The organism is Pseudarthrobacter chlorophenolicus (assembly GCF_000962805.1).
GTDB classification, from domain to species: domain Bacteria; phylum Actinomycetota; class Actinomycetes; order Actinomycetales; family Micrococcaceae; genus Arthrobacter; species Arthrobacter chlorophenolicus_A.
This window is the reverse complement of sequence record NZ_JZTW01000001.1, coordinates 565,397-581,496: the sequence shown is the minus strand read 5'-3', so window position 1 is coordinate 581,496 and position 16,100 is coordinate 565,397. Positions and strand designations below refer to the sequence as shown.

The window sequence follows — 16,100 nt, the reverse complement described above, 5'->3', positions numbered from 1 at the left end:
CGTCAGTCGCGCGGCCGGCGTCCGCCGAGGGCGCGGCTGACGTCGCCGGCCTGCTTCAGGGTGGCACGGAGTTCCTTGGGCAGCGAAAAGAGGAGGTCTTCCTCTGCGGTGACCACTTCTTCCACGCTTCCGTAGCCGTACTCAGCGAGCAGCCGGAGAACGTCCTGGACCAGCACCTCGGGAACAGAGGCGCCCGAGGTCACGCCGACGGTTGCCACGCCTTCAAACCACGCTTCGTCCACCTGGTTGGCGAAGTCCACGCGGTAGGACGCCTTGGCGCCGTATTCCAGGGCCACTTCCACCAGCCGGACGGAGTTTGAAGAGTTTGCGGATCCCACCACGATCACCAGGTCTGCCTGGGGCGAGATCTTCTTGATGGCCACCTGCCGGTTGGTGGTGGCGTAGCAGATGTCGTCGCTGGGCGGGTCCTGGAGTGTAGGGAACCGCGCCTTCAGCAGGCGGACCGTTTCCATGGTCTCGTCAACGCTGAGGGTGGTCTGTGAGAGCCAGATGACCTTTTCAGGGTCACGCACGGTGACCTTGTCCACCTCGTGGGGGCCGTTGATGATCTGGATGTGCTCGGGAGCTTCGCCCGCGGTCCCTTCCACTTCCTCGTGGCCGTCGTGGCCGATCAGGAGGATGTCGAAATCGTCCTTCGCGAACCGTACGGCTTCCTTGTGCACCTTCGTCACCAGGGGGCAGGTGGCGTCGATGGTGCGCAGTCCGCGCTGGCCCGCAGACTCGACGACGGCGGGTGAAACTCCGTGAGCGGAGAAGATGACCAGCGCGCCTTCGGGAACCTCGTCAGTCTCGTCAACGAAGACAGCACCCTTTTCTTCGAGGGAGCTGACCACATGGACGTTGTGCACGATCTGCTTGCGGACATAGACCGGAGGACCGTAGTGTTCCAGTGCCTTTTCGACGGCAATCACGGCACGGTCAACTCCCGCACAGTAGCCGCGCGGGGCGGCGAGCAGTACCTTCTTAGCCCCGGTGACCGGCGCTGCAGCTGCTACTTCCTCGGGCGAGCGGCGCCTACGCGGGACGGTTGGCATCGAGAGGGAAACAGCTGTGGAGGTCATCCCTCCATGCTACCGGGTTGCCCGGGGCCGCCTCCGCGACGCGGCTCCGCCAACGAGGGCCAGCACCAGCAGCACCCCACCGGCCGCGGCGGTGCCCAGGGTCCAGGCTCCGAAGTTGGCTGCGGCAGCGGGAACGAACCCGTCGCGGAAAAGATTTGCCACGTCGTTGCCCGTGTCTGTTGCGAGGGCTCCGGCCGTTCCGGCGTCCGTGGCCAGCTTCCAGGCACCGGCCATCAGGAGGGCGCCGATGCCGGCGGCAGCCACCACTGTCCAGCGGCGGCGGGCCGCCACCAGGGCGAGGAGGAACGCGACACCTGATCCGATGGCCAGCAGGTACCCCATGGGCGCATAGGTGGCGAGGCGTTCCACCCACTCCCGGTGTTCCGGCTGGCCGACGTTGATCAGCGTCTCCTGCGGCGCATCGAGGGGAACCCCGCTGGTCCTGGAAATCTCCTCCACGCCAAGGGCCACCAGCGGCGCGACGTCAAGCGTCAGGGATGAAGCCTGCCCAGCGGCGCCGGCATCACCGGCCGCGGCGTCGAAGCTCAGGCGGTGGCTCTTGCGCAGCGTCTCGTCCCACGCCGCGGGATAACCGGGAAGCCCTGTCAGGGTTGTTGCTGCGTTCTCCAGGACCGGCTGCACGAGGCCCTCCAGGAACCCGGGAACGGCGCTGGTGTCAATGGTCCCGACGGCGGCCGTCGCCAGCTGCTGCCGGAATTCGGAGTCCTGCCCCATGGGCGCCGCGAGGCTCACGAAACCGTCTTCGCCGACGATGTTGCGGTCCAGCCAAATGGCAGGAACCGCCACAGCGGCCAGCAGGACGCCCAGCACGGCAGCCAGGGCGGAAACAAAAGTGCGCACAGCAGGTCCTTCAGGTTGATGGCGGTACCCCCATCCTAGGCAAGTAACCTGACCGGGCTCTGTCAGCCCCGCGTGCTATTGCTTATGGATAAGGTTGAAGGACCGGTACCACAGCTTTATCAGATACAGCTTTTTCAGATACAGCTTTTCCAGACGCAGCATTTTTTCTGACACAGCATTTTCTGACAGCCAGATTGTCGCAGCCACCAAAGGACCCCATGCCCGCAGTTCCAGTCCCGCAGGGGCACCCGCATGTCTGAGCAGTCACCCCTGCCGGACACCGGACCCACCACCCTGCCGGCCACGGCCGCTGAAACCACGCCGGACAACCCGTGGCCCCTGCAGTTGCTTTCGCAGAAGCTGAAAGTCCACATCGACCGCACTCCGTCTGCCTGGGTGGAGGGCCAGGTTATCGAGATGAACCGCCGGGGCGGCAACGCCTACCTGACCCTGCGGGACGTCGATGCTGAGGTGTCGCTGCCTGCGTCTGTGTGGACCAAGGTCCTGGAACGCAAGAATCTTCCACTTGAGCGCGGATCACGGGTTGTTGCCCTGCTCAAACCCGAATTTTGGTTGAAGACCGGCCGGCTCAACATGCAGGTCCGGGATATCCGTCCTGTCGGCCTGGGGGACCTCCTCGCCCGCATTGAACGGCTCCGGCAGGCCCTCGCAGCGGAGGGCCTGTTCGCTGATTCGAGGAAGAAGCCCCTCCCTCTGCTGCCGCACCGCATCGGCCTCATTACCGGCCGGGACTCGGACGCCAAGAAGGACGTCGTGCGCAACGCCGCACTGCGCTGGCCCGCTGTCGAGTTCGAGATCCGCGAAGTTGCGGTCCAGGGCAACAGCGCCGTGTCGCAGGTGGTGCGGGCCCTCCGGGAGCTGGATGGCCTCCCCGAAGTCGACGTGATCGTCATCGCCCGGGGCGGCGGGGCGCTGGAGGATCTGCTGCCGTTCAACAGCGAAGAGCTGGTCCGGGCGGTGGCGGCGGCAACCACGCCGGTCGTCAGCGCCATCGGGCATGAAGCCGACCGGCCGCTGCTGGACGACGTCGCCGACCTTCGCGCGTCCACTCCCACGGACGCCGCGAAGCGGATCGTTCCGGAGGTCTCCGAAGAGCTGGCCGGTGTCCGGCAGGCCCGGGAACAGTTGCGCCGCTGCATCGAACGGCTGGTGGACCGGGAATCCGACAGGCTGGCCGCCCTCCATTCCCGCCCTGTCCTTGCGTCGCCGGAAGGACTGGTCACTGTCCGCGGCGAGGAGATCGAACGGCTGCTCCGGCGGTCATCAACGGCCGTGAACTCCACGGTGGTCCGTGCCGGTGACCGGCTGGAGCACCTCAGGACCCAAGTTCGCGCCCTGTCTCCGCAGAAGACGCTGGACCGCGGTTACGCGGTGGTCGAGCTCGCAGGGCCGCACGCAGCGTCATCAGGCTCCGGCCACGCTGTGGTGCGGCACCCGGCCGACGCCCCCGCGGGGCAGCCCCTGGCCATCCGCGTCGCCGAAGGCCGTTTTGGCGCCACGTCCACGGGGACCGGCAGCCCTGGCGAAAATCCAGAAACACCTGAAAAGCACTATCCGGAAACGGGAGAAACAGCATGACCGAGCAGACGCCGGACAACGGCACCGCCGCACTGAGCTACGAGGAAGCCCGCGAACAGCTCATCGCCGTCGTAGGCCGCCTTGAGGCAGGCGGCGCCAGCCTCGAGGAATCCCTGGCCCTCTGGGAACGCGGCGAGGCCCTGGCGGCGCGCTGCGAGGAATGGCTGGAAGGCGCCCGCAAACGGCTGGCCGCAGCTCGGGACCAGCCGCTCTAGGCTCCCAAGGTTCCCGGAAACAGGAGCCTTAGGAACGGACCACCAGCTCGCGTTCCATAGCGACGTCGAACTCGGCCTTCGGCCAGTCCAGGTTCAGTCCGGCCATCGCTCCCAGCAACAGCTGCTGGACAGCTATCCGGGCGTACCACTTCTTGTTCGCCGGCACCACATGCCAAGGCGCATCCGGTGTGCTCGTCGCGTCGATGGCAGCCTGGTATGCCGCCATGTAGTCATCCCAGAAGGCGCGTTCGGCGAGGTCTCCCCTGCTGTACTTCCAGTGCTTTGAGGGGTCGTCCAGCCTGGCCAGCAGCCGGGATTTCTGCTCTTCCGCGCTGATGTGGAGCATCACTTTCACTACGGTGGTTCCCGAGTCCGCCAGCCGTGCCTCAAATTCATTGATGGCAACGTAGCGGCGTTTGATTTCATCCGGACTGGCCCAGCGGTGAACCCGGTGGATCAGCACGTCTTCGTAGTGCGAACGGTCAAAAACCCCCACCATGCCCACTGCCGGCACTTCCTTCTCGATGCGCCAGAGGAAATCGTAGGACTTCTCCTCATCAGTAGGTGCCTTGAACGCCTTGAACTGGACACCCTGCGGGTCCATGGCCGCCATCACGTGGTTGACGATCCCGCCCTTGCCTGCAGTATCCATGGCCTGGAGGATCAGCAGGACCCGTTTCCGGCTCCCGAAACGGGAGGCGGCGAACAGCTTTTCCTGGAGTTCCGTGAGCGTGCTGTCCATCCCGGCCAGCAGCGCCCTGCCGTCTTCCTTGGATCCGGCGTAGCCGGGGGTGGAATCGGGGTCGATGTCTGCAAGGACGAAGCCCTTCCCCGCACGAAGCGTCTCGGACGGATGCTCATCGAATGTCTCGGGGCCGGCCATGGGTTTCCTTTCGGGCTGTGCTCGCGGGCGCTGAGCCCGTGAGCACAGGCTAGTTCCCCTGGTACCTGCTGAGGAAGTCCCCCATCCGGCCCACAGCTTCTTCGATGTCCTTGACGTTGGGCAGGGTGACCATCCGGAAGTGGTCCGGGCGCACCCAGTTAAAGGCCCGGCCATGGGATACCAGGATCTTCTGCTCACGCAGGAGGTCCAGGACAAACTTCTCGTCGTCGCGGATGTGATAGACCTCGGGGTCAAGCCGCGGGAAAAGGTACAGGGCTCCCTTGGCCTGCTGGGTGCTGACACCCGGAATGGCGTTGAGCATCTCGTAGGCCTTGTTGCGCTGTTCGAGCAGCCGGCCGCCGGGCAGGATGAGGTCGTTGATGCTCTGGTACCCGCCAAGGGCGGTCTGGATGGCGTGCTGGGCGGGAACATTGGCGCACAGGCGCATGTTGGCCAGGAGGCTGATGCCCTCAAGGTAGTCCGCAGCGTCTTTCTTGGGGCCGGAGATTGCCATCCACCCGGCCCGGTACCCGCACACCCGGTAGGCCTTGGACAGTCCGCTGAAGGTCAGGCAGAGGACGTCGTCGCCGGTCAGCCCGGCCATGTTCACGTGGACGGCGTCCTCGTAGAGGATCTTTTCGTAGATCTCATCGGCGAAGAGCACCAGGCCATGTTTTTCGGCCAGGGCAACGATCTTCTTTAGCGTCTTTTCCGGGTAGACGGCACCGGTGGGGTTGTTGGGGTTGATCACCACGATGCCCTTGGTGCGGGGCGTGATCTTCGCTTCCATGTCCTCAAGGTCGGGCTGCCAGCCGGATTCCTCGTCGCACAGGTAGTGCACTGGCTTGCCGCCGGCGAGGGCCACGGATGCTGTCCAGAGCGGGTAGTCCGGTGTAGGGATGAGGACTTCGTCGCCCGAGTCCAGGAGGGCCATCAATGACATGGTGATCAGTTCGCTGACGCCGTTTCCCAGATAGATATCGTCCACGTGGATGTTCTGGATTCCGCGGGTCTGGTAGTACTGCGAGACGGCGGTGCGTGCTGAGAAGATGCCGCGGGAATCGCTGTAGCCCTGGGCATGCGGCAGGTGGCGGATCATGTCCACCAGGATGGCGTCGGGGGCTTCGAAACCGAACGGTGCGGGATTGCCGATGTTCAGTTTCAGGATGCGGTGGCCCTCCGCCTCCATTTGCTGGGCGGCCTGCAGGATGGGTCCACGGATGTCGTAAAGGACGTTGTTGAGCTTCGTGGACTGCCTGAATTCTGCCATTCCTCAAATATGCCACAGGAAGGATGAACAGCCGCTGAGACCTCGCCCACATACGGACGACGGCGGCTGCCGGACGTGTGGAAGTCCGGCAGCCGCCGTCGTCATTGCGAAGCGCGCCCCGTGGGGCGGGGAATTACTTGACGATGCCCTTGTCCTTCAGCCAGGCGGCCGCAGCGTCCTTGGCGTTCTGCTTCTGGCTGCCGCTGACTGCGCGGTTGAGGTTGATGAGGTCATCGGTGGTCAGGATGCGGGAAACCGAGTTCAACGCTTCCTTGGCCTTGTCCGTCATGTTCTTTTCGTTGTACAGCGGCACCACCTGCTGGGCGATGAAGTTGTTCTTCGGGTCCTCCAGCACCACCAGGTCGTTGTCCGCGATGGACGGCGTGGTGGTGTAGATGTCCGCCACCTGGACCTGGTCCTCGAGGAGGGCCTTGAGGGTCACGGGGCCACCGCCGTCGCTAAAGGGTTCCAGCTTCTTGGGCTCGCAGTTGTAATTCTTCTTAAGCCCGGGCAGTCCGTAGGCGCGTTCCGCGAACGTTGCCGGCGCACCGACCACAATCTCACTGCAGACCTTGGCGAGGTCCTCGATGGATTTGAGCTGGTACTTCTCGGCCGTGGCCTTGGTGACCACCATGGCGTCCTTGTCCTCAGCTTTGGAGGCCTCGGCTACGGCGAGGCCGTCGGCCAGCTTGTCCGGTAGGGCCTTGTAGATGTCGTCGGCGGAGACCTGCGTGGCTGCCTTGTCCACATACAGCAGCAGGTTGCCGGTGTAGTCCGGAACCACGTCAACAGAACCGTCCTGGACGGCCTTGAAGTAGACCTCGCGCGATCCAATGTTGGGCCTGGTGGTGGCGGTGACGCCGGCCGCGTTCAGCGCCCCGGCGTACAGTTCCGCGATGATCTGGCTCTCGGGGAAGTCTGCCGAGCCCACTGTCAGGGACGTGGCACCGCCGGAGGATCCGGCGTTGCTGGACGGGGCGTTGCTCAGCGGGTCGGATGAGCCGCCGCAGGCAGACAGCGCAACGGCAAGGCCAAGCCCTGCCGCGAGGCCGCCGAAGCTCCTCCGGCCCAGGTTGAGTGGACGGTTTTCTTTCATGACTTACCTCCTTGTAGGACAGTCTCCGCAGGGACGGGGTCTGTACGATCTGCCGCGGCCTGCTGGCTGCGGCGTGGCTTGTGCGAGGCTCCTGTTGTGAGGAAGAGCCTCTGGAACAGGGCGAGGACGAGGTCGACGGCGATGGCGAGCGCAGCGATGAGCAACGAGCCTCCCAGCATCTGGGGAAAGTCGCTGAGGACCAGTCCGTCGAAGAGGTACCGTCCCAGGCCGCCCAGGTTGATGTAGGCCACCACGGAGACGGTGGCCACCACCTGCAGCACGCCCGTGCGGAACCCTCCGAACATGACGGTCAGGGCGTTGGGCAGCTCGGCCCGGAACAGGACCTGCAGTTCCGTCATGCCCATGGCGCGGGCGGCATCCACGACGTTCCGGTCCACGCTGGAGATTCCGGCATAGGTTCCCGCCAGGAGTGGCGGAACGGTGAGGATCACAAGCGCCCACACCGGCGGCATGAGGCCGATGCCGGCGAGCAGCACGAAGAGCGTCAGCAGGCCCAGGGTGGGAAGGGCACGCAGCGCACCCGCCAGGGCCACCACCGCCACCCGCCCTTTTCCGGTGTGGCCCACGAACAGGCCGATGGGGACAGCAATCGCGGTCGCGATCAGCATCACCAGCCCCGTGTACTGCAAGTGCTCGACCAGCCGGACCGGGATCCCCATGCTTCCGGACCAGTGCAGGGGGTCGGCGAGCCAGGCGAAGGTATCGGTGAAGACGTTGCTCATGCGTTGCCCCCTCCGGCCTGCGGCTGCGACAGCCGCCGCGCGGCATCTGCCGGTTCATCGGCAGCATCCGCATCCAGGCTCCGCCGGGAGTGCTTTCCGGCCCGTTCCCAGGGCGTGAGGATTCTTTCAAGCAGTACCAGGACGGCGTCCATCAGCAGCGCCAGTACCAGGATGGCAATGATGCCCACCACAATCTCGGTGACGAAGTCCCTTTGCAGGCCGGAAGTGAAAAGCATGCCGAGGTTGCCGATACCCAGGAGCGCCGCAACGCTGACCAGGGAGATGTTGCTGACGGACACCACCCGCAGGCCGGCAAACATGACGGGCAGGGACAGCGGCAGGTCCACCTGCAGGAACCGCGCAAGCGGCCGGTATCCCATGGCGACGGCGGCCTGGCTCACTTCCTGGTCCACGGAGTCGAAGGCGTCCAGCGCAGCCCGCACGAGCAGTGCCACCGCATAGATGGTCAGGGCCACCACCACGTTCAGGGGGTCCAGGACCCGGGTGCCCAGGATGGTGGGCAGGATGATGAACAGTGCCAGCGACGGAATGGTGTACAGCAGGGAGCTCGAGGTCAGCACCACGGACCGCAGTGCGCCGTTCCTGCGCGCGAGCTGCGCCAGCGGGATGGACAGCACCAGCCCCAGCACCATGGGGACAAGGGCGAGGACCAGGTGTTGCCCGGCCCTTTCGAAGACCATGCCGCTGTTGGACAGGAACCATTCCATCAGAGCGCTGCCTGCCTGACCTGGCGGGCCTCTTCGATCAGGGCCAGGACTTCACCGCCCCGGACGGCACCGAGTACCTTGCCGGCGGCGTCCACGGCCACGCCCAGGCCCGACGGCGAGGACAGTGCCGAATCCAGGGCACGGCGCAGGCTTTCTCCCGGACGGAACAGCGAACCGCCGGGAATCAGGCCGGTATCGTTGCCGGGCACCGCCCAACCGAGGGGGTGCATATCGGCATCCACCACCAGCTGCCAGCCGCCGGCGGCCCCGGGATCGGACTCGTTGCCGGCCGCCCCCCGGATGATCGTGGGCACCGGATGGATGGTGACGCCGTCGGACGGGGTGAACCCGAGGTGGCGGAAGCCGCGGTCCCTTCCCACGAAGGAGGCAACGAAGTCGTTGGCCGGTGCCCGCAGGATCTCCTCCGGTGTGGCGTATTGCGCCAGTTTCCCGCCGACAGCGAAGACGGCGACCATGTCGCCCAGCACTGTGGCCTCATCGATGTCGTGGGTAACGAAGACGATGGTCTTGGCCAGGTCCTTCTGGAGACGGAGGAGTTCCTGCTGCAGTTCTTCCCGGACCACGGGGTCCACGGCGCTGAACGGCTCGTCCATGAGCAGGACCGGCGGGTCGGCCGCCAGGGCGCGCGCCACACCGACACGCTGCTGCTGGCCGCCGGACAGCTGGGCGGGATATCTCTTCCCAAGGGACCGGGCAAGGCCCACGACGTCGAGAAGTTCTTCAGCGCGCTTGCGGGCGTTGGCTTTCGGGACGCCGTTCAGCCTCGGAACGGTGGCAATGTTGTCCAGCACCGAGCGGTGCGGCAACAACCCCGCGGACTGCATGACGTAGCCCATGGAACGCCGCAGTTCGGCGGCAGGCGCTGACGTGACGTCCTTTCCGTCCACGGTGATCACTCCGGAGGTGGGCTCCACCATCCGGTTGATCATGCGCAGCGACGTGGTCTTGCCGCAGCCGGAGGGCCCCACGAAGACCGTGATGGAGCCTTTGCGGATGGACATGGTCAAGCCGTCCACTGCAGGCTGCCCGCCCTGGTACTCCTTGGTCACGTTCTGGAATTCGATCATCGATGTGTCCATGGTGCGGACTTACCTGTTCTGCTCGGATGCCACTGAAAGCGACGTGACATGGTCATCAGCACGCTGATAGTTACGGTAGCCCAAGCCGGCCCGGCGCACAGCAGTTTGCGGCACGGATCCGGACAATGGAATCCCTACTGTGACCATTCGCAGCCGCTTGCGGTCCGGATGGGCCCATTCCGCCGCACGGCAACACGCCACGGCCCTAAAGTGGGAGGGTGACCAACTTGGAAGTATCGCCGCAGCAGGAAGTCTGTCCCCCGGCCGCCGCAGAGGGTCCCTCCGGCCCGTGCCTGCAGCTATGGCCTGAGCGGGAAGTCCCGCTCGGCGGGGTGCGTGCCATGAACGTCCGGCGGACCCTCCCCCAACGCGGCCTGCCGACGATTGGCGCCTGGTGCTTCCTGGACAGTTTCGGCCCGGACCGGACGGCGATGTCCGTCCTGCCGCACCCGCACATCGGGCTGCAGACGGTGACCTGGCCGCTCGCCGGAAACATCCGGCACCGCGACAGCGTGGGCAGCGACGTGGTGGTCCGGCCCGGTGAACTGAACATCATGACGGCGGGCCACGGCGTGGCCCACTCGGAATTCGCGGTCCTGCCGCAGGACGGCGTCCTGCCGGTACAGCGCGGCCTCCAGTTGTGGGTGGCGCTTCCCGACGCCGACCGGCACTGCGCGCCGGCCTTCGAACAGCACCGGGAGTTGCCGCTGGCCACCGGCGCCGGTTTCACCGCCACCGTCATGGTGGGGACGTTCGACGGCGTGGCGTCGCCTGCCACGATGTTCTCACCCATTGTTGGGGCGGACGTCCGGTGCGACGGCGATGCCGTGCTGCCGCTGGATCCCGGGTTCGAACACGGCATCCTGGTGCTCGACGGCGGGCTGCGCCTGGACGGGCAGGAGCTTCCGCCTGGGCCGCTGGGCTACCTGGGGACAGGCCGGGAGGAGCTTCGGCTGCAGGCAGACCCGGGCACCCGGTTCCTGCTGGTCGGCGGGGAGCCATTCCGGGAGGAACTGCTGATGTGGTGGAACTTTGTGGGCCGCACCCATGACGAGGTGGAACAGGCCCGCGGGGACTGGGAAGCGCAGGCAGGCCTGGCCGGTGCCCACGCGGCGGCCGCACGCTACGGGCTGGTTCCGGGCCACGGTCCGGACGCCGGCGCCGAAGCCGGCCGGATACCGGCGCCGCCGCTTCCCGGCGTCCGGCTCACGCCCCGCAAGCGGACCGTCCGGGACTGACGACGCCGGGCCCGTCTCGCGGTCCGGTCCGTCAGGAGGGCTCGGCCACCAGCTGGAGTACCCCGAAAACAGGTTCCTGGTCCAGCACCCTGACGTCAGCCGCGCCGCCATCAGCGAGGTGGCGCCGGAAGGCCTCCTGCAGGGGAACCACGTTCATGCCCAGGCCGCTGCCGAGGATGACCGGACCGTTGATTCCGAGCTGGCGGAGGACCTGGAGGGCCATGCCCGCAAGGTCCTTGCCGGCCTGGTCGATCATGTCCCGGCTTTCCTGGTGCCCCCGGGCTGCAGCCTCCACCACATGCCTGGCCTGCTGGGCCCAGAACCTGCGGCCGGTGTCCGGTGAGTGGAACAAGGCAATGAGCCGGTTGGGGTGGTCCACTCCGCAGGACTCCAGCAGGGCTGCGGTGAGCGGATCCACAGCCAGCCCCTGGTCCATCCGGCGGAGGCTGTGGCGGACCGCTTCGCGGCCCAGCCAGTATCCGCTGCCTTCGTCACCGAGCAGGTAACCCCACCCTCCGGCACGGGCCTCGCCTCCATCGGCGTTCTTACCCCACGCTGCCGAGCCTGTTCCCGCGATGACGGCCACGCCGGTGCGGGCGCGTCCGGCTGCCAGCAGCAGGCGGGAATCGTGCACCACCGTGACCACGGCGCCGGGAACGTGTGGCCGGATCAGGGCGGCCAGGGCTTCGGCATCCTGATCCGTATCGATGCCGCCGGAGCCGGCGTAGACGCGGGACACCGGGCCCTCACCGATCCGGGCGAAAAGCTCGGCAATGTTGCGTGCAGCCTCGTCGCGGCTGACGTTCTGGACGTTGGAGCTTCCCACGGACTCGTCTGCAGCCGGAATCCCGTCTTCGAACCGGATTCCGCGCGTCTTGGTGCCGCCGATATCGAGGCCGATGATGATGCCTGCCAGCGGGCCAGCTCCGGGTGCACCGGAGTCCTGGACGGGAGCGGGTGGGGGTTGTTCACTGTTTTGCACGTCACAAGACTACTGTCCGGAGTGGATGGCGAGGCTGCTGCGGCATGCCTGAATGTCAGTGCCGCTGCTGTCAGTGCTCCGTGCGGTGCCTGACCAGGCCGGCCAGCAGCCGGGGGCCTTCGGTCACCACCATCTCCCGGAACAGGCGCACGGACGCAGGTTCGGCGTCGGCCTTCGCCCTGCGCCAGGACAGGCCCACTTCGCGGACGGCGAGCGCCGAGCCCAGCGGTACCTCCACCCAGCCGAGGTTGCCGGTCTCGGGACTGACGGTACGGCCGGGGGCGTCACCGCCCGGCGGCAGGATGCTGACGCCGAGCCCGGCCGAGACGAGGCCACGGACCGTGTGGGAGTCCTGGCTTTCGAAGGCTATCCGGGGCCGGTAGCCCGCTTCTTTGAACAGCGCGTCAGTCAGGGACCGCAACCCGTATCCGGAGCCGAGGGCCACGAATGGTTCCGTCCTGATGTCAGCAAGGTCCGCCGTCGGCCTGCCGGCGAGGCGGTGGGTATGGTGCACCACGAGGCGCAGCGGCTCCCGGTAGAGCGGCGCCGATTCCAGGTGGCGGCCGGCAGATGCTGCCGGGGCGGTGAGGGCGAGGTCGGACTCGCCGGACGCCAGCTCGTCGAGGCAGGCGTTCCGGGCGCCCTGGCTCAGCGTAAAGGCTGCTCCCGGGTGCCTGCTGCGGAAGGCGCTGATGAGCAGGGGCAGTGTCCCCTCGCCGAAGGTGTGCTGGAACGACACCGCGATCCTGCCCCGGGCCACATCCGACTCATTGCGCACCACGTCCAAACCCGTCCGGAACTCCTCCAGGGCGGTCTCGATGTAGGGCAGGAGCGTCCGCGCGGCCGGGGTAAGGCGGACTCCCCGTCCGTCGCGGACCAGGAGTTCGGTTCCGACGACGGCGCTGGCCCGGGCGATGGCCCGGCTTACCGTGGACTGGGGTACTCCCAGGACTTCCGCTGTCCCGGTGATGTGCTCCGTGCGGCCCAGTTCGGCCAGCACGGGGAGGAGCGGAAGCAGCTGCACGAGTTGTTTTCGGTCCGGTTCCATCAGCCCCGCCCTCCAAAATCATCTGATAATGCTATGAGTCTGGCATGAATAATGCATTGGAAGCATCTATTGGCCCGGGGCTACGCTTACCCCATGCCACCAAATACCAGCCTTGCGGGCACGCACGCCTCGCCGCCGCGCTGGACCGGGCATGCGAAGGGGTCCGCCGCTTACGCGAGGATCCTCGCCGGCCTGTCCTTCGCCGGTGTTGCCACGTTCGCCCAGCTTTACTCCACGCAGGCAGTGCTGCCCCTGATTGCCTCCGATCTGCAGATCAGCGCAGCCGAGGCCGCGCTGACCATCTCGCTGGCCACCGTGGGACTTGCCGTCACGGTCATCCCCTGGTCTTTCCTCGCCGACAGGATCGGCAGGGTCCGTGCCATGACGTGGGGAATCTGCGTGGCCACCCTCCTGGGCCTTCTGGTCCCCCTGGCGGGCAGTTTCCAGCTCCTGCTGGTACTGCGCCTGCTCGAAGGAATGGCGCTGGGCGGAATCCCGGCCATTGCCATCGCGTACCTGAACGAGGAAGTGACCAAGGCGCACGCCGCCGTTGCTGCCGGAAGCTACGTGGCAGGCACCACCCTTGGCGGCCTGGCCGGGAGGCTGGTGGCAGGACCGGCCGGGGAATTGTGGGGCTGGCGCGCCGCCGCCCTGGCGGTGTCGGTCCTGGCCACGCTGGCAGCTGTCGCCTTCCTGCTGCTGGTGCCTAAAGCGCGGGGCTTCGTGGCATCCGGGGGCACCGGCCTGCGCGGGGCCTTCAGGATGCTTGCCGGGCATGTGCGCCACGGCCGCCTGTTGGCCCTCTACCTCCAGGCGTTCCTCATGATGGGCGGCTTCGTGGCTGTCTACAACTACCTGGGGTTCCGGCTGTCCGGCGAGCCGTTCACCCTGCCGGCGACCCTGATCAGCCTGATTTTCCTTGCCTACCTGTCCGGAACCGTCACTTCCCGCTGGGCAGCCGGGTTGACCATGCGCTTCGGCCGCCGGTCCGTCCTCTTAGCGGGCCTGGCGCTGGCTGTGGGCGGGCTTGCCCTGACACTGACGCAGTCCCTGGCCCTGATCCTGGCCGGCCTGGTGGTCTTCACCGGCGGCTTCTTCGCGGCCCACAGCATCGGCGCCGGGTGGACGGGGGCCATTGCCATATCGGGCCGGGCCCAGGCGGCATCGTTGTACAACCTGGCCTACTACCTGGGCTCCAGCGTGCTCGGCTGGGCCGGCGGCCTGCTGTTCCAGTCCCTGGGCTGGAACGCCCTGGCAGCGGCCGTCATGCTGCTGGCCTGCTTCACGGCGGCGATTGTCGCCGTCGTCCATCCCCGGCGCGAGCCCGGGACGTCCTGAGCGCACTCCGGGCGCCTGACTGGGCAACGAATTAAGTCATCTGCATGAACTGATGGGAGTGCACAAATTCGGCCTGACGGGCCCTGTACGGCCCGGGAGGGCGGTTCCGGCGGTCTAGGATGAATGCAGGACCGTTGGAAGGAACCCGTAGTGAGCATGAATCCCCGGCAGCCCAGGCCCGGAGCACACCTGGAACCGCTGGATGCCATCGACGAGCGCCTCCTTGCAGCGCTGGTGGCTGACGCGCGGATCTCGAACAAGCAGCTCGCCGAAATGGTGGGCATCGCACCGTCCACTGCCCTGATGCGCACCCGGGCGCTTTCCGAACGCGGTATCGTCCAGGGCTATGAAGCCAAGCTGAGCCTTTCGGCCATCGGCAGGTCCGTGCAGGCACTGGTGGCTGTCCGGTTACGCGCCCACGACCGGGACCAGATCGACCGTTTTACCGCACGCGTCCCGCACCTGCCGGCCGTACTGTCCACCTTCCACACCTCAGGTTCGGTGGATTACCTGCTGCATATCGCCGTCGGCAGCACCGAGGACCTCCGTGACTGGGTCCTCGACAACCTGGCCACCGACCCCGTGGTGGGCCACACCGAAACCACCCTGGTTTTTGAACACATTCAGGGCAACCACGGGCCGCTGCCCGCCTGACGGGTCACAGCCGTCAGGCGTGCCGGCCGCGCAACGCCCGCTCCAGCGTAAGGCCGGCCAGCGCCAGCGCCGCTGCGCCGCACACCACAACGAAGCCGAGCACCGCCGCGGGCTGTCCCACCACTCCCGACGCCCATCCCAGGCCCAGGACCGGGACAGCGCTGCCCAGATACGTGATGACGTAAACCGTGCTGATCACCTGGGCATGGCGGGCGGGCTCTACCTTGCCCGCAACGTCATTGAAGACCATGCGGAAAGCCAGCCCCTGCCCCATCCCTGCGGCCACGCAGGCGGCCACCAGCAGCAGCGGGCTGTGCATGGCCCCGGCCGTCCCCAGCAGGACAACGGAGGCGCCCAGGACGGCCAGGCCCGCCGGAACAACAAACCGGCCACGCACCGTGAGCAACTGGCTGAAGGCCGAGGCCGCCAGCGGCAACCCGGCGAGGACACCGATCAGGGGCCGGGAGTCAGTCCCCAGGACCCCAGCGAAGTACCCCGGCGCCAGGGATAGGGAAAACCCAAACACGGCGAAACTCAGGAACCCCACGCCGGAGGCCAGCCAGAAAGCTCCCCGCGCATTCCGGGACACCGCCGGACGGCGGGGGGCAAGAACCTGGAGCGGACGGGACACGGCCGGAATAGCAATTGCCGGGCGTGCGCGGATGAGGAAGAGCGGTACCAGCAAGCCGGCGAGGACCACAGAATGCACGCCGTAGGGTGCCGTGGTGGCACCCGGCAGCAGGGACAGCAAGCCGCCGATGGCCGGCCCCGCAGCGACTCCCCCGGAGGAAGCCAGCAGCGTGAAGCGCGACGCCCACTCCGGGCGGGAGGGCAGCAGTTCGCGCAGGGCGGCGGCGCTGGCGCCCGTTGCCAGCGCGACGGCGATCCCCTGCAGGGCACGGCCCGCGCACAGCCCTGCCAGGGTGTGGGCCTCGGCAAAGACAAGGTTGCCGGCGAGGCCGCCCAGCACAGCCAGGAGCAGCGCGGCCCTGCGGCCGATGTGGTCCGACCAGTGCCCGGCCAGCATCAGGGTGGCCACGAGTGCCAGGACGTAGCTGGCGAACGCTGCCGTGACGTCCAGCGCCGAAAGTCCCAGCGATGCCTGCAGCAGCGGGTACAGCGGCGTGGCGAGGTTGGCCCCCACCAGCAGAGCGAAGATCACGGCGCCGGAGATCACCAGCCGGGCAGTGGTTGAGGCGTTCCAGCCGGACGCCGTGGCGGGGCGCATCCGCAGTTCGCTGAAGACCGTCATGGTGCCGCCTC

At 67.0% G+C, this 16,100-nt stretch carries 16 protein-coding genes; 5 read left to right on the top strand and 11 right to left on the bottom strand.

Translation table 11 applies throughout. The features are described from left to right. Positions 1–2: 2 nt before the first annotated feature. Together UC32_RS02710 and UC32_RS02705 are read right to left on the bottom strand one after the other, a co-directional pair. Positions 3–1,082, bottom strand: coding sequence for a 4-hydroxy-3-methylbut-2-enyl diphosphate reductase (locus tag UC32_RS02710; protein ID WP_045729670.1), 1,080 nt, complete (start codon positions 1,080–1,082; stop codon positions 3–5). A 9-nt stretch (positions 1,083–1,091) separates the two neighbouring features. Next, entirely contained in the window at positions 1,092–1,943 is an 852-nt protein-coding gene (locus UC32_RS02705; protein ID WP_045729669.1) for a hypothetical protein, read from the bottom strand. Between the two features lie 252 nt (positions 1,944–2,195). On the opposite strand from UC32_RS02705, the gene xseA reads away from it, so the two are divergent. Next, positions 2,196–3,542, top strand: coding sequence for an exodeoxyribonuclease VII large subunit (gene xseA, locus UC32_RS02700; RefSeq protein ID WP_045729668.1), 1,347 nt, complete (start codon positions 2,196–2,198; stop codon positions 3,540–3,542). Next, on the top strand, positions 3,539–3,757 hold the full coding sequence (locus UC32_RS02695) for an exodeoxyribonuclease VII small subunit (RefSeq protein ID WP_015937726.1): 219 nt from the start codon (positions 3,539–3,541) through the stop codon (positions 3,755–3,757). Before xseA ends, UC32_RS02695 begins: the two co-directional genes overlap by 4 nt. 28 nt (positions 3,758–3,785) lie before the next feature. Here UC32_RS02695 and UC32_RS02690 read toward each other — a convergent pair whose 3' ends face one another. The 6 genes from UC32_RS02690 to UC32_RS02665 all read right to left on the bottom strand — a co-directional run bounded on the left by UC32_RS02690 (position 3,786) and on the right by UC32_RS02665 (position 9,577). Continuing rightward, the gene (locus UC32_RS02690; protein WP_045729667.1) at positions 3,786–4,640 is read right to left on the bottom strand and encodes a polyphosphate kinase 2 family protein; all 855 of its coding nucleotides are present in this window, start codon (positions 4,638–4,640) and stop codon (positions 3,786–3,788) included. Between the two features lie 49 nt (positions 4,641–4,689). Continuing rightward, complete coding sequence (locus tag UC32_RS02685) at positions 4,690–5,910, bottom strand: pyridoxal phosphate-dependent aminotransferase (RefSeq protein WP_045729666.1); 1,221 nt, start codon at positions 5,908–5,910, stop codon at positions 4,690–4,692. Between the two features lie 133 nt (positions 5,911–6,043). Then, the gene (locus tag UC32_RS02680; protein WP_045729665.1) at positions 6,044–7,006 is read right to left on the bottom strand and encodes an ABC transporter substrate-binding protein; all 963 of its coding nucleotides are present in this window, start codon (positions 7,004–7,006) and stop codon (positions 6,044–6,046) included. Beyond that, on the bottom strand, positions 7,003–7,749 hold the full coding sequence (locus UC32_RS02675) for an ABC transporter permease (protein ID WP_045729664.1): 747 nt from the start codon (positions 7,747–7,749) through the stop codon (positions 7,003–7,005). Before UC32_RS02675 ends, UC32_RS02680 begins: the two co-directional genes overlap by 4 nt. Beyond that, positions 7,746–8,477 carry an ABC transporter permease gene (locus UC32_RS02670; protein ID WP_045729663.1) on the bottom strand — a complete coding sequence of 244 codons (732 nt, stop codon included), beginning with the start codon at positions 8,475–8,477 and terminating at the stop codon, positions 7,746–7,748. Before UC32_RS02670 ends, UC32_RS02675 begins: the two co-directional genes overlap by 4 nt. Next, positions 8,477–9,577, bottom strand: coding sequence for an ABC transporter ATP-binding protein (locus tag UC32_RS02665; RefSeq protein ID WP_045729662.1), 1,101 nt, complete (start codon positions 9,575–9,577; stop codon positions 8,477–8,479). Before UC32_RS02665 ends, UC32_RS02670 begins: the two co-directional genes overlap by 1 nt. Before the next feature lie 218 nt (positions 9,578–9,795). On the opposite strand from UC32_RS02665, the gene UC32_RS02660 reads away from it, so the two are divergent. Beyond that, complete coding sequence (locus UC32_RS02660; RefSeq protein WP_045729661.1) at positions 9,796–10,815, top strand: pirin family protein; 1,020 nt, start codon at positions 9,796–9,798, stop codon at positions 10,813–10,815. Positions 10,816–10,846: 31 nt separating this feature from the next. Here UC32_RS02660 and UC32_RS02655 read toward each other — a convergent pair whose 3' ends face one another. Continuing rightward, entirely contained in the window at positions 10,847–11,797 is a 951-nt protein-coding gene (locus tag UC32_RS02655; RefSeq protein ID WP_045729660.1) for an N-acetylglucosamine kinase, read from the bottom strand. Between the two features lie 70 nt (positions 11,798–11,867). Then, entirely contained in the window at positions 11,868–12,845 is a 978-nt protein-coding gene (locus UC32_RS02650) for a LysR family transcriptional regulator (protein WP_045729659.1), read from the bottom strand. A gap of 93 nt (positions 12,846–12,938) precedes the next feature. Here UC32_RS02650 and UC32_RS02645 point away from each other — a divergent pair, with 93 nt between their 5' ends. Together UC32_RS02645 and UC32_RS02640 are read left to right on the top strand one after the other, a co-directional pair. Beyond that, entirely contained in the window at positions 12,939–14,183 is a 1,245-nt protein-coding gene (locus UC32_RS02645; protein WP_045729658.1) for an MFS transporter, read from the top strand. 156 nt (positions 14,184–14,339) lie between these two features. Further along, complete coding sequence (locus UC32_RS02640) at positions 14,340–14,837, top strand: Lrp/AsnC family transcriptional regulator (protein ID WP_045729875.1); 498 nt, start codon at positions 14,340–14,342, stop codon at positions 14,835–14,837. Positions 14,838–14,850: 13 nt separating this feature from the next. Here the strand turns inward: UC32_RS02640 and UC32_RS02635 are convergent, their stop codons facing one another. Beyond that, on the bottom strand, positions 14,851–16,089 hold the full coding sequence (locus tag UC32_RS02635; RefSeq protein ID WP_045729657.1) for an MFS transporter: 1,239 nt from the start codon (positions 16,087–16,089) through the stop codon (positions 14,851–14,853). Between the last annotated feature and the right edge of the window lie 11 nt (positions 16,090–16,100).